This is a genomic window from Paenibacillus sp. TSA_86.1, assembly GCF_052691815.1.
In genome coordinates, this window is record NZ_JBQZGE010000007.1 from 106937 (window position 1) to 120745 (window position 13809).

Here is a 13809-nt window from a genome sequence, read left to right on the forward strand (position 1 = left end):
TGGATCAAGCCAGGACCAGAAGTGGAATTCGGGTTTGTCCGGTTTTTCTTTTAAAGGATTACAATCCTCAACGGACTTCATCACACAGGGACGGTTTAAGCCTGATTTTCTGCCTTTTTTATACCCCCATAGGGTATGTATTCTTTTAGGAAGGAGCTGACATGATGACAACCAATGCATCTGAAAATATAGAACCTACACCAACGCCTGCACCTATGCAGAATGCGGGTCTGAAGACAACCCTGCACATCACGGGTATGACCTGTGCGGCCTGTTCCACGCGTGTGGAAAAAGGCTTGTCTCGTATGGAGGGGGTACATCAGGCGAACGTGAATCTCGCCATTGAACAGGCAACTATTTCGTATGATCCCAAAACGACCAATGTAAACGCATTGCGGGATAAAGTGGCAGCGCTTGGATATGGTACGGTGATGGAATCCGTCGATCTCGATATTACGGGCATGACTTGTGCGGCCTGTTCTGCACGCATTGAGAAGGGGCTTTCCCGGCTGCCGGGTGTTTCTCAAGCTAATGTCAATCTGGCACTGGAGACGGGGCATATCGAATATGCTGCGGGTGCACTCAAACCATCCGACATCACGGCCAAGATCAAACAGCTGGGCTATGGTGCTGAACTGCAATTAACCCAGGAAGAGTCCACCTCTGTTCGCGAACGGGAGTTGCAGCGTAAGAAATGGAAGTGGATGATCTCCGCTCTCTTGTCCATTCCGCTATTGTGGGCAATGGTAGCCCATTTCTCCTTTACATCGGGCATTTATGTACCAGAGCTGTTTCTTAACCCTTGGTTCCAGCTGCTTCTTGCTACGCCCGTGCAATTTGTTATCGGATGGCAGTTTTATGTAGGGGCATACAAGGCGCTTCGGAACGGCAGTGCGAACATGGACGTACTCGTGGCACTCGGAACGAGCGCAGCCTTTTTCTACAGCCTTTATCTGACGGTTACGAGCGGGTATTTACCTAGTGCAGGCATGGGTCAGGGCATGAATCATGGCGCAATGGGGACCGATGTGAGCACTACTGCAGGAGCAGCAGCTATGCCGATGGTGGAACTGTACTATGAGACAAGTGCGATTCTGATTACATTGATTTTGCTCGGAAAATGGTTCGAGGCTGTGGCGAAAGGGCGCTCTTCACAGGCGATCAAAAGCTTGATTGAACTGGCGCCGCGTGAAGCGCGTGTCATCCGTGACGGGCAGGAAGTTCTGATTCCGGCTTCCTACGTAGCCGTTGGCGATCTCGTTCTGGTGAAGCCGGGAGACAGCATTCCGGTGGATGGTATTGTCGAAGAGGGCCAATCCTCTGTCGATGAATCCATGCTGAGCGGTGAAAGCTTGCCCGTGGATAAAAAGCCTGGCGATCCCGTCACCGGTGCGACGCTAAATAAAAACGGTGTTCTCCGCATTCAGGCAACTCGTGTAGGTTCAGATACCGCTCTATCGCAAATTATTAAAGTCGTCGAACAGGCGCAAGGATCAAAAGCACCTATCCAGCGGATTGCCGATGTGATCTCGGGTATATTTGTCCCTATTGTGGTGGGGATCGCCGTACTGACCTTTTTGATCTGGTATCTGTTTGCAAGCCCTGGGGACTTCGCCGGATCATTGGAGAAAGCGATAGCTGTGCTTGTTATCGCCTGTCCATGTGCGCTCGGACTGGCAACACCAACCTCCGTCATGGCTGGATCGGGCCGTGCGGCGGAATATGGCATTCTATTCAAGGGCGGTGAGCATCTGGAGTCTGCTCAGCAGATTCAGACGGTGGTGCTCGACAAAACAGGAACCGTTACTCAGGGTAAGCCTGTATTAACTGACGTTGTTGCTGCACCTGGCTGGACAGAATCGGAGCTGCTTAAGCGTGTTGGAGCGGCGGAGCAAAGCTCGGAGCATCCGTTAGCCGAGGCGATTGTGAACGGCATTCGGGAGAAAGGTCTCCTTTTGGAACCAGCAGCATCATTCGAGAACATCCCTGGTTATGGTGTACGTGCAACGGTATCTGGTGAGGAAATTCTCGTGGGAACACGCCGCTTGCTGGCAGATGCAAATGTAGATGTACCTGCGGAAAGCATACAGCAGATGAACGCTTTGGAGGAACAGGGGCGTACGGCAATGCTGGTTGCTGCTCAGGGTCAATGGGCGGGCATCATTGCGGTGGCGGATACGATCAAGGATACCTCGCGCGAAGCCATCGGACGGCTTCAGGCTATGGGGATCGATGTCATTATGATTACAGGAGATAATGAACGGACAGCTCGCGCGGTAGCGGAGCAAGCGGGAATCCGCAGTGTTCTGGCAGAAGTTCTCCCTGAAGGCAAAGCCGCAGAAGTGAAAAAATTGCAGGAGAGCGGCCTGAAGGTAGCTATGGTCGGAGATGGTATCAACGACGCTCCGGCACTGGCTACAGCGGATATCGGCATGGCGATTGGAACCGGAACGGACGTAGCGATGGAAGCGGCAGATATTACATTGATGCGCGGTGACTTGAACAGCATTGCAGATGCCATCGAGATGAGCCGCCGCACGATGGGCAATATCAAACAGAACCTGTTCTGGGCGCTCGGCTACAACGTGATCGGTATACCGATTGCGGCAGTAGGTTTCCTGGCTCCGTGGTTGGCGGGTGCTGCAATGGCATTTAGCTCGGTGTCCGTTGTGCTGAACGCCCTGCGTTTGCAGCGGATGAAGCTTGCTCGAAGCAAGTAATTAAATGGAGAGATCAGCTTATGGAGAAAGAAAGGAAAGCTGGGCAACAGAACAAATATATCAAAGATTAATGAAATGCACGGCTCGCTTTACGGCGAACTGTGTATTTTTTATGCAAAAATGGTCATAGCCCAATTGCAAGATAGATCTCTTTGAAAATAAATCAGGCTTCATTCATGAAAATTTCGTTTTTCTTTTCTGAATGTTACGAAAGTATATTGACAATATAGACATATACCTTTAAAATTTAAACGATCGTTTGATTCAAACGAATGTTTAAATCAAATTTAAATTATTTTTTCGAAAAAATGGAGGAACTCAATTATATGCTGCAAGCTCTACGTACATTGTTTAAAAAACCACCAGTGATCATAGGCATTGTTACTGCACTGATGTTTCAGGTTATCTTTAGCGTGATCTGGATGACTGCATATTCCGGGGTGAATGACCGGACGAATGAACTTACCGTAGCCATTGTTAATGAAGATGGTGAACTGTCCAAAGGTATTGCGGATCGATTGGCTGAGACATTGCCTTTCCATACCGTAGCCAACCTGAGTGCGTCTGAGGCGCTGGATCAATTGAATCATCATCAAGTGCATATGGTGCTGGACATTCCAGCAGGATTTAATCAATCCCTTCAAACGGCTGGCGCTACAGCGGAGATCAAATATACGATTAATGAAGCCAATCCGGTAACGATCAAAAGCATGATGCAAGGTGTGTCACAGAGCGTGACCAACACCGTTAACAAACAAGCATCTGCACAAGGTGTAAAGGCTCTCCTGACTGCTTCCGGTGCTTCTGCGGATCAGGCTACGCAGGCCGCTGCGAACTTGACGAACCGGGTGGAAGGCAAAACGACATCCATTAATCCGGTGAACGGCATGAACAATCAGATGGTACCGATGATGATGGTACTTGCATCGTACGTTGGTGCCATGATTATGGGTATGAATCTTCAGGTGGCTATGGGCATGCTGTCTTCGATGTTTTCCCGCCTGACTCTGTTCGGTGCCCGGGTCATCATTAATGTAGGCTCCGCGTTGGTTGTTTCCTTGCTGGGATCTTCTCTGATCGTGGCGTTGGGAGGACAAATTGCACAAGGTTTTGTTGCCTTCTGGCTGTTCCAGGCACTTTTCCTGTGCACCTTTATGTTCTTCTCCCAGTTCTTCCTGGTCTGCTTTGGGCCGTCTGGAAGCCTGTTTAACATCATCTCGCTGTCCCTGCAACTGGTGTCGTCCGGTGCGATGGTGCCGCGTGAATTGTTGAACAGCTTCTACAGCGGAATCGGTCATTACTTGCCTGCAACTTATGCGGTTCAGGGTATTCTAAGCGTTCAACTGGGTGGCCCGGGCGTGCAATCTGCCGCAGGTTCCATCGTTGTTGTATTGCTCGTAGCTGTCGTGCTGTCCCTTGTGGTGACATTGCTCAAAAAAGCGCGCAAACCAGCTGGCATGCCAAGCCCGGCTCCAGCAAACAGCTAATATACGTAGACGTTATGAAGCTGCATCGTTTGTTCCAAGCACCCCGGTGATTTTCATCGGGGTGTTTGGTGTAATATAATAGACGGGATGAAGTGAGGGCTACAGTCTGAATAAAAGGCTGAAGCAACTGACATGAACGGATAAGAGGAGAGAAACAAATGACGGAACCGGAATTGGATATCAAAACGAGGATATTGCTTGCAGCCAAGAAACTTTTTGCACTACAAGGGTATGATGGGACGAGTGTTCGTCAAATCTGTGATGAGGCAGGAGCGAATGTGTCGCTGGTGTCTTATCATTTTGGCGGTAAAGAGAAGGTGTTCGATGCGCTATTTGAGCATTTTTTTCCCGAACATATCCTGCGTATGCTGGCTGCGGAATCCATGTCCCCGGTCGAAGGTATCCGCCGAATTGTTGGTGAAGTCGTGAAGTTTACGATGACGGATCGCGAGATGAGCGACATTGTGCAGTTGGAGATTACACTGCGTACCAACCGGACTGCAACAGTATTTCAATATCTGGATCCGGTCTGGAATAAAGTGAGAGAGTATCTGCAGCAAGGTAAAGACCAGGGACTGTTCCAGATTGAGTCCGCCTCCTATGCCATGCTTCAGGTCATGGGGGTAGCACTTGCACACAAGCGGGCCAAGCACTCACGATTTGGTTTTGATTATCAGGATATGAATACAGAGGAACTTGCCGAACAAACGGTGGAGTTTGTACTTCGAGGATTGGGAGTGAACAGCCATGAATGAAACGATTGAACTGATGATGAAACACCGCTCCGTACGCAAATTCAAGCCAGACCCGGTCAGTGAGGAGCAGCTCACAGCTATCGTAGCGGCGGGACAGATGGCATCCTCTTCAAGCAACGTACAGGCATATTCGGTTATCGCGGTGACAGATCAGGAACAGAAAGCCAAACTGGCTGAACTCGCCGGGGGGCAGGCTTACGTCAATGAATGTCCGGTCTTTCTCGTATGGTGTGCTGACCTGTATCGACTAAACGATGCGGCGCAGCGTCATCTTCCGGAGAAGGAGTCTTATGCGGACTCCACCGAAAATTTTATGGTTGCTACGATTGATACTGCATTGGCCTCTCAGAATGCCGCTCTTGCTGCCGAATCGCTCGGTTTCGGTATTGTATATATCGGTGGACTTCGTACTCGCATTGAAGAAGTAGCAGAATTACTTGAATTACCGGATGGTGTTTATCCGGTATATGGCATGTGCATCGGGGTTGCAGATCAGGAAACGGGCATTCGTCCGCGTCTGCCGCTAAAGGCTGTATTACATCATAACCGCTACCAACCGGCTCAAACGCTGGAAGGTGTTCAAGAGTATGATGTGACCACGACAGAATACCTGAAGGAACGTACCCTGGGTGAACGCACAACCCCATGGTCTGAACTCATGGCCAAGCGTCTTACCGAGCCTGCTCGTATGCAAGTGAGAGCATTTCTGGAACGTAGAGGGTTCTTGAAGCGCTAGTACGTAATTCGCGCATAGTTGGTTTAAAAGCCAGTAGGACAGGATTGAACAGCCACCTCAAAGTCAGTTGGGTATTACCAACGGTTGACTAACGGAGTGCCATTCTATCGTGAGTCCGGCTGGCTTTTTGCATGCGTATGTCCTTGTTTGAAGACGTTTTAAATCTCCTTCACTTAATCCGGCAGATGATAGAAACGTTTGGTATTTCGATAAAAAAGTCGTGTTGCCCGCTCGGTTCCCATACCGGTAATCTCGCTCCAGGCCTGAATGACCTGACGTGTCATCACCGGGTGTGTCATTCGTCCCTGAAACGGCCCTTCGAAAGGCCAAGGTCCATCTGTTTCTGCCATCACTTGTTCCGCCGGATATTGGCGGGCAAGCTCACGAATCTCCGTCTCGTATAGAATATCGGGTGTGAAGGAGATGAAATATCCGTTGTTGGCCATACGCCGAATCGTCTGTTTTGATCCTTTGAACCAGTGAAAGTGGGCATGTGCATATTGATGTTTCTCCAGCAGATTGCAGGCTATATCGGCATCTTCGTATACGGCATGCAACACGACAGGTTTATGGTGTTTCTTGGCGAGTATGATGAATTGCTCCAGCAGATCAATATATCCGCTCTGGTCAAAGCTCAGGCCTGTTCGCTGTGCTTCTTCACGGCTGTAATAGGGCAAGCCGACTTCCCCAATAGCAATGGCATGTCCGATGTGTTCTTCGATCCAGTGAAATAACTGCTCCTGATCGGCGAGGGATGGCAGCGGTTGTTCGGGATGATAGCCAAATGCCGGGTAGATATAACGCGGATGCTGTTTGGCTAGTTCCAGATTGGACTGAGCCGAAGCCAGATTCATGGAGACTGCAATCATGGCCTCAATCTCCTGTGACTTGAAGCTGAGCAGCATCTCCTGCTGTTCCTCGGGGGTGTATTGATCCAAATGAATATGGGCATCGATCAGCGGTGCAAACGTTTGGGAATGCATGAGAGAGTTCCTCCTTATATCCTAGGTATTTATATGATGTAACGTTCTAATTAATGTATTGGATCACTCAAATCAGGAAAAATATAACTAAAAACCCGCGCTATTAAGATAGGCGGGTTTTCTGCTGTTCTTCTTTCATCCACTGGGCAATCTGTCGTTTACGTTCAAGAAAGGCAGGTTCTTCTGTAATCTCGTCTCGTCTCGGGCGGTCAAAAGGAACCTCAACCTCGTGCAGCACGGATGCAGGACGGTTCGATAACACATAGACACGATCCGCGAGCAACAGCGCTTCCTCGATATTATGGGTGATGAACAGCACCGAGCGGCGATTCTGTTCCCAGATATCCAGCAGCCAGCGCTGCATGTCGCTCCGCGTCAGGGCATCGAGCGCACTGAATGGCTCATCGAGCAGCATCAGCTCCTGCGGACTGAGTAACGCACGCAGGAAAGCGGCACGCTGCTGCATCCCGCCTGACAGCTGATGAGGGTAAGCCCGCTCGAATCCGGCAAGGCCAACGCTGCCCAGCCACTGTCTTGCCTCCGCGAGTGCTTCGGCGTGCGGAGCAGGCTGAGCACCTGGAGCAGCGAAAGCCGCTGCTGAAGCGACTTCGCCAGCCAGCAGCACATTCTCCTCAATGGTTCGCCATGGGAAAAGGGCGGGCTGTTGCGGCATGTAGCTGATATGTCCACGTTGTCCGGTAACCCACTTGCCGTTCATGAATACCTGGCCATCCTGCGGCTTCTGTAAGCCGCCGATGATGTGGAACAGAGTGCTTTTACCGCAGCCGGAAGGGCCTACGATGGCGACGAATTCCCCTTTTCCCACAGTCAGGGACAAACCATTCAAGACAGGTAAATTACGCCGTCGTTCTTTAAAAGACACATGAATATCAACGATGTCCAGTGCAGGCGGAACCGCAATGGAAGCCGCATCGGCATCTCCGGGTGGTGTGCTTCGAACTTGTATGGATTGCTCTGGTTCGTTCTGATGCCTGTTCATATGGAATCACATCCTAGTGTTCATATATTACGTTAACCTCTGATAAGCAGAACTACCGCTTCTGTGGGCGCCAGCGCACAAGCAGCTTCTCTAACAGCGCAATGAGCAGAAAGAGCAAAAGACTGAGCGCCACAATAATCATAATGGCAACAAACAGTCGATCCGTACGGTAAGCGGACTTCTGCAGCATCATATAATAACCGATACCTTTATCCGCTCCGATCCACTCGGCAATGATGGCTCCCATTACACTGTAGGTGGCAGCAATTTTGACGCCGGAAAATACAGATGGCAGGGCATGGGGCAGCTCCAGTTTCCAAAAGATATGACGGCGCTTCGCTCCTGCCATACGCATATAGTTCATCATCGCCGCATCGGTGCGTGTTAGTCCATCCATGGCCGCAACCGCTACCGGGAAGAAGCAGACTAGGATGATCGTAATCAGCTTGGGCAGCAGGCCAAAGCCAAACCAGATCAGCAGGAGTGGCGCGAGCGCTATGGTTGGAATATTTTGACTAAGAATAAGTAATGGGTACAAGGCCGATTTGAGAAAAGGAATCAGATGCAGCACCATCGCAATTAGCAGACCTACCACTGTTCCGGCAACGAATCCGATAAGTGTTAACTGGATCGTTGCGGCAGCATGCATGCCGAGACGTTCAGCCTGAGAAGCTGCTTCGTGGGCGATATCGGACGGCGCAGGCAGCATCCATTTCTCAATGTGGAACAGGGAGACCGCCCCTTGCCATATCGCAATAAAGAGAATAACCGCCACGAGGGGCGGCCATACACTTTTGAAATAGGTAGACATTAGCGATATTTCTCCGTCAGTGTATCCATGCTGAATCCGTTTGGACTATGTGCGATTTTGATCTGGGAGATGATGCTTGGGCTGCCGGCTTCCACAAGCACTTCGTGCATTTTGCGGACAACCTCCAGCAGTTCATCCAATTCACCCTCCATGGTGGTGTCGAGTGCATTGACTTGATATTTCAGGCCGGATTGTTGAATTACTTCGATGGCGCGGTCTACGTAAGGATATGAGTTTTCACCATTTGGTGTTTTGGGTATAACCTGAATGCTGAGTAACGTGCTTGCCATGAGAGAAAAATTCTCCTTTCGAGTGTGTGATTGGATAAGTAGATATGGTCGTTGTACACTTTACCACTTCGATTGCAGTCCCCTCCTTAGATCGCTGTTATCCCCGGATTTTTTTGATTCCCTTTTCCAAAGGGGAAAATCCGGTAATAAAGGCGACCGCTCCGCTTCTTTAGAGGGGTTCTGCACTCTCCGTTCTTGTGTACAAAAAATTAACTTATCCATTGAATTGTGGGAAGAAAATTCAGGAGAAAGCGTGCTTCTGGGGTAGCTTTCCTTAGAAAACCTACTAAGCGATCGCTTCGCTTCTTCAAGTTTTTCCTGTCCTCTTCGTTCAAAATGTGTAAACATCAAGGTTCATTTTTACATGTAGAGTAATAAGACTTGTTACTGTGGTAAAAATTCGTTCGTGTAGGCTTTTGTTACATCGATCTCTTTATCCAGCAGTTTCTTGCTGAACATCCAGTCGGTGTAGTTTTTCCACACGTCTTGCTTTTGTTCGCCCCAGCGTGGTGCATCATCTTGGTATTTCGGGCTGAGCCATTTTTGACTTGCCAGTACTAATTCTTTGTCCAGATCAGGAACAGCTTTGATTAAAATGTTTGCTGCCTCTTCAGGGTGGTCAATTGCATATTGGTACCCTTCAGAAGTGGCCTTTAGGAAAGCTTTCACCAGTTCAGGGTCTTTCTGAATCGTCTGTTCATTGGTCACGAGGACGGGGGTGTAGTAGTCCAGTGCTTTGGCATAATCCTTCACATACAACATATCAATCGGTTCACCGCGTAATTCAGCCTCGATTCCCGTCCATGCGTAGAAAATCCACGCAAAGTCGATGTCCCGTTTCACGGCTGTGAAGAAGTCGGCATCGCCCATGTTAATGTTTTTGACTTTGGATACGTCAGCACCTTCGCCCTCCATAATGGATTGCATCACCGCTTCTTCTACCGGGGAACCCCAACCGCCATACGTCTTACCTTCAAAATCTTTAGGCGATTTGATCTTGCGATCCACCGGCGCTGCAAAACCGGACGTATTATGCTGGATAACTGCGGCAATCGACACAAGTGGAACGTCCTGCGTACGCGCCTGAGTGACACTTTCCTGATAACTGACGCCAAACGGTACCTCACCTGAGGCGACCATCGTATCTGCTCCGCCAGCACCTGGCTGTACAATCTCGACGTTGAGACCCGCCGCTTTATAAAAACCCTGATCCACTGCTGCATACAGACCGGTATGATTCGTATTTGGAGTCCAGTCGAGCACAACCTTCACATCTTTCAATGCAGTGCTGCTGTCCTCGTTCGTTTTCTCCGATCCAGCTGCGTTTTTCTGTTCAGCTGGATCCGCTTGTTTGCCACCACAAGCAGCTACAGTCACCAGCAACACACACATGAGTAACATTCCTATCGTTTTACGCCATTTCATCGTGTCTCTCTCCTTCGGTATATCCGGCCAGATGGCACGGGGTACTCCTTGGCTTCATATCCAATCCCTTTGCATAAATCGACGAATTTATACTCGCGGGTTATCCGAATAACGTCATTTTTCTGTTTCTGCTTGTCAAAAGAAAACAAAAAAAGCGCCCCGTAATCCGGGACGCGTGCAGGCGTGAGAGAAGGGCGTTCAGCTTATGGCTGTGCCGTTGCAATATACTCCGATTCCTACGCTGGCATGATCCAGATCAGGTCTAAGGGTTAGTATCTTGGTGGGATACACTCTCAGCCGGCCAATTCCGACTCCCCTGGGAAACTATGAAGTTACGGGCATTACTAGGTGTAATTATAGGCCAGGGACATGAATGTGTCTAGGGCGTGTCCTGGAACCCACTGCAGTGCATTTTTTACAACCTTTTCATCCCCTGCTGAGTCATATTCCCTTGAAGTGCCCTGTCACGCCTGCGGGGGACTTCCCGGCTTGGAACAAAAATTCGGAAATATGGGCTTCCATCAACGTTTTCAGACATGTCCTGGTCAATAAAACGTTCACAGAATGTTCACTTATGTGAGGGGGATCTGAATGTCTATAATGATCCAAGTCAGAGAGAGGATGAGTATATTGTCAGTAAGCAAGAAAGAACAAGTTATGTTTGGACTTATGATGTGCACAGGAATGGTCGTAGTGATGATGACCTTCAATCTATGGCACGCAGGAATGTTAAGTCAGATGTCCGTGATGCAGATGCTGATTCAATTTGTGATCTGTTTTGTCATCGCATTTTTGGTGGAGTCGTTCATCGTAGGACCCGTAGCGAGAAAAATTGCGTTTTCCATCCCGTTTGCAAGAGCCAGTAAAATCAAAGGTGTAGTCACCATGTCGTTTCTTATGGTCATCGGAATGGTATTGGTCATGTCGCTATACGGCATGATTACGGCCTATTTGGCAGGTCGGTTAGATGGGGTGTCCGTGTCTAGCACGTATCTTCATACGATTGCACGTAACTTTAGTCTGCCATTGCCATATCAATTAATCGTACTCGGGCCGCTAGTGCGTTATGTATTTGGCAAGTTGTTTAGAGGACAAGCGGCGGTAGCATCCGTTTAACGAATTGTATGTCTGTTGTGAAAAAGTATTTCCTGGGCAATGGGTAATTTTGATCCCTTAAGAAGTTCTAGCGTAAGCTACCCAATATAAAATACCAATAATAACAACAGCGATAATGATGGTTGTCAGGATACCGCTTTTGAATGAGCTTCGCTGAGCTTGACGCGCATGTTCATTTGCTCTTTGTTTGGCGGCTTCGGCCTCGGATGAATTCAGGTGGTTGGGGCTCATATTCATTAGACAACATCTCCCTTCTGTAATGTGAGTTTACCATAGTATGGTCTTTTTTACAGGAAGATGCGTCTAATTGGATAGACACGATTACACGAAAAATGGTCTGAGTGAAGTCATATCTATAACGATACTCTCTTCCTGTGGAATTCTGACAGACTTTTATGTGATTCGTTGTTTTCAATAAAAATAGGTGTTTAGAACTTGCATTTCCGTTGGATTCTCGTATATACTAACTAACACAATTACACATCGGACTATGCCGTTGAAGAGAATCCAACTCGGAGGCGTTTTCGCCAGGGAGCGAAATGAAACTTTCCCAAGTTAACCGGAACCGCCCGTTATCGCGGACCAAGAGGCTGAATCAGGAGGTTGAAACCGATTCGGCAAGTTGGGTGGCACCGCGAGCAGAGCGCTCCTCGTCCCAAGGGATGAGGGCGCTCTTTGTATTTTTTTAGCCAAAGGAGACGGTGACCATGTTAGATATGAAGTGGGTTCGGGCACATGCAGAAGAGGTTCAGGCGGCAGCGGACGGGAAAAAAATCAAGGTTGATATTGCTGTGTTAATCCAGCGGGATGACGAGCGAAAAGCACTTTTACAGCATACGGAAGAGGCGCGTCGTCTGCGCAATACGCTGTCGGCAGAGATCGGGAAGCTAATGCAATCGGGTGAGCGTGAGCAAGCAGAGACAATGCGGACACAGGTAAAAGAATTGAATGAACAGCTGGAGCAAGAGGAAGCCAAGCTGGCGGTAGTACAGGAGGAAGTCACCAGGCTGCAATGGCTGGTACCTAATATCGTGTCGCCAGATACACCTGTGGGCATGTCGGATGCAGATAATGTAGAGCTGCGGCGGGTAGGTAAAATTCCAGTGTTTGACTACGAAACAAGAGATCATGTCGAGCTTGGAGAGATGCACGGCTTGATCGATATTCCGCGTGGCGTGAAAATCGGTGGAACGCGTAGCTATGTCCTGAAAGGTGCGGGGTTGTTACTACACCGTGCGGTACAGCAGCTTGCGCTGGATCTGTTGCTGGAGCATGGATTCACTCCGCTGGAGGTTCCGCTCATGGTTCGGGAAGATACCTTGGTAAACACCGGATTTTTCCCGACAGGCCGGGATCAGGTATATGAGTTGCAGGGAGAGAACAAATGGCTTGTCGGCACATCGGAAGTGCCGTTGGTCTCGTATTACGCGGATGAGGTGGTTGATGTGAAGCAGCCTGTTAAGCTGGCAGCCGTATCGACATGTTTCCGCAGTGAGGTAGGTTCGGGCGGACGGGATGTGCGAGGTTTATACCGTGTACATCAGTTTGCCAAAGTTGAGCAGGTCATTCTGTGTGCGCCAGATGCAGCGGAATCGGAACGGATGTTGCAGGAAATTACGGGACATGCGGAGGAGCTGCTGCAACGGCTGGAATTGCCGTATCGTGTGGTGTCGGTATGTGCAGGGGATATGTCGCAGAAAACGTACAAACAGTATGACATCGAAACATGGATGCCAAGCCGCGAGGCATATGGCGAGACCCATTCGTCGTCGAATCTGCATGATTTTCAGGCTCGTCGCTCGAACATTCGCTGCGTTGATGAAGACGGCAAGCTGGTATACTGCCACACGCTCAACAATACAGCCGTAGCTTCGCCGCGTATTCTGATCCCGTTGCTGGAAAACCATCAGCAGGCAGATGGAAGTATTTACATTCCGGCGGCTTTGCGTCCTTATATGGGCGGCGCCGAACGTTTGATTTTGCCGGAGCTTGAGAAGCATGAGTAGAAGAAATACAGGTGATGTTGATCTAAGGATATAAAGAATAAACCAATAAAGAGGAGCCCTTATCGGGTTCCTCTTTATTCAAACATATGATCAATAACCCATTGATATTCTTGTTCAAGTCGGGTTGCCAATTTGACATTTTCATCGGTTACTGTATTTCTGGCGATTGTATACGTTCCATAGTTCACCTGTATTCTTAAAGCAGCTTCCATTCACGCTCGTTAATAATTTCAATCCTTCCGGATTGGAGTGCCTTTTCAAAACGATTGCGGGCTGATTTCATCAGTAAGACCATCTCATCTTCTGAGCGTACCTTTGTGGATGTTGAAGCGGAAATTGCTTTCATGCGTTTGCGGTTATTGGTGACAGCGACCACATCCAGCAGATTCTTTTCGATCATACATGCCTCACCTCGCTAGTTTAACGTTCTTTAAACAGAATTTCGTCGCTTATATATATTATACAATGAAAATCATGAAA

The 13809-nt window shown here is 49.0% G+C and carries 13 protein-coding genes and 1 riboswitch; of the genes, 6 read left to right on the plus strand and 7 right to left on the minus strand.

The genetic code is table 11. The features are described from left to right. Positions 1-215 precede the first annotated feature (215 nt). From ACUTVW_RS15820 to nfsA, 4 genes are all read left to right on the plus strand, one after another. The gene (locus ACUTVW_RS15820; protein ID WP_445646793.1) at positions 216-2720 is read left to right on the plus strand and encodes a heavy metal translocating P-type ATPase; all 2505 of its coding nucleotides are present in this window, start codon (positions 216-218) and stop codon (positions 2718-2720) included. Between the two features lie 326 nt (positions 2721-3046). Then, positions 3047-4207: a YhgE/Pip domain-containing protein gene (locus ACUTVW_RS15825; RefSeq protein WP_445646694.1), complete on the plus strand. Its 1161-nt coding sequence runs from the start codon at positions 3047-3049 to the stop codon at positions 4205-4207. A gap of 158 nt (positions 4208-4365) precedes the next feature. Further along, positions 4366-4962, plus strand: coding sequence for a TetR family transcriptional regulator (locus tag ACUTVW_RS15830; RefSeq protein WP_445646695.1), 597 nt, complete (start codon positions 4366-4368; stop codon positions 4960-4962). Next, the gene (gene nfsA, locus ACUTVW_RS15835; protein ID WP_445646696.1) at positions 4955-5698 is read left to right on the plus strand and encodes an oxygen-insensitive NADPH nitroreductase; all 744 of its coding nucleotides are present in this window, start codon (positions 4955-4957) and stop codon (positions 5696-5698) included. The genes ACUTVW_RS15830 and nfsA overlap by 8 nt, the downstream gene beginning before the upstream one ends. A gap of 173 nt (positions 5699-5871) precedes the next feature. Here nfsA and ACUTVW_RS15840 read toward each other — a convergent pair whose 3' ends face one another. The 5 genes from ACUTVW_RS15840 to ACUTVW_RS15860 form a co-directional block, all read right to left on the minus strand. Beyond that, positions 5872-6681: a TatD family hydrolase gene (locus ACUTVW_RS15840; RefSeq protein ID WP_445646697.1), complete on the minus strand. Its 810-nt coding sequence runs from the start codon at positions 6679-6681 to the stop codon at positions 5872-5874. Between the two features lie 103 nt (positions 6682-6784). Continuing rightward, a complete protein-coding gene (locus ACUTVW_RS15845; RefSeq protein ID WP_445646698.1) occupies positions 6785-7681 on the minus strand; it encodes an ABC transporter ATP-binding protein in 897 nt (298 codons plus the stop codon). Positions 7682-7733: 52 nt separating this feature from the next. Continuing rightward, a complete protein-coding gene (locus ACUTVW_RS15850) occupies positions 7734-8492 on the minus strand; it encodes an ABC transporter permease (protein WP_445646699.1) in 759 nt (252 codons plus the stop codon). Beyond that, positions 8492-8782, minus strand: coding sequence for an MTH1187 family thiamine-binding protein (locus ACUTVW_RS15855; RefSeq protein ID WP_445646700.1), 291 nt, complete (start codon positions 8780-8782; stop codon positions 8492-8494). Before ACUTVW_RS15855 ends, ACUTVW_RS15850 begins: the two co-directional genes overlap by 1 nt. A 384-nt stretch (positions 8783-9166) precedes the next feature. Continuing rightward, positions 9167-10207, minus strand: coding sequence for an ABC transporter substrate-binding protein (locus ACUTVW_RS15860; protein WP_445646701.1), 1041 nt, complete (start codon positions 10205-10207; stop codon positions 9167-9169). Positions 10208-10422: 215 nt separating this feature from the next. Then, a riboswitch (TPP riboswitch) is annotated at positions 10423-10535 on the minus strand. A gap of 263 nt (positions 10536-10798) precedes the next feature. On the opposite strand from ACUTVW_RS15860, the gene ACUTVW_RS15865 reads away from it, so the two are divergent. Continuing rightward, the gene (locus ACUTVW_RS15865; protein WP_445646702.1) at positions 10799-11323 is read left to right on the plus strand and encodes a hypothetical protein; all 525 of its coding nucleotides are present in this window, start codon (positions 10799-10801) and stop codon (positions 11321-11323) included. Between the two features lie 57 nt (positions 11324-11380). Here ACUTVW_RS15865 and ACUTVW_RS15870 read toward each other — a convergent pair whose 3' ends face one another. Continuing rightward, the gene (locus ACUTVW_RS15870) at positions 11381-11560 is read right to left on the minus strand and encodes a hypothetical protein (protein WP_445646703.1); all 180 of its coding nucleotides are present in this window, start codon (positions 11558-11560) and stop codon (positions 11381-11383) included. A gap of 470 nt (positions 11561-12030) precedes the next feature. On the opposite strand from ACUTVW_RS15870, the gene serS reads away from it, so the two are divergent. Next, the gene (serS, locus tag ACUTVW_RS15875) at positions 12031-13329 is read left to right on the plus strand and encodes a serine--tRNA ligase (RefSeq protein ID WP_445646704.1); all 1299 of its coding nucleotides are present in this window, start codon (positions 12031-12033) and stop codon (positions 13327-13329) included. Between the two features lie 196 nt (positions 13330-13525). Here the strand turns inward: serS and ACUTVW_RS15880 are convergent, their stop codons facing one another. Next, on the minus strand, positions 13526-13729 hold the full coding sequence (locus ACUTVW_RS15880) for a hypothetical protein (RefSeq protein ID WP_445646705.1): 204 nt from the start codon (positions 13727-13729) through the stop codon (positions 13526-13528). Positions 13730-13809: the final 80 nt, after the last annotated feature.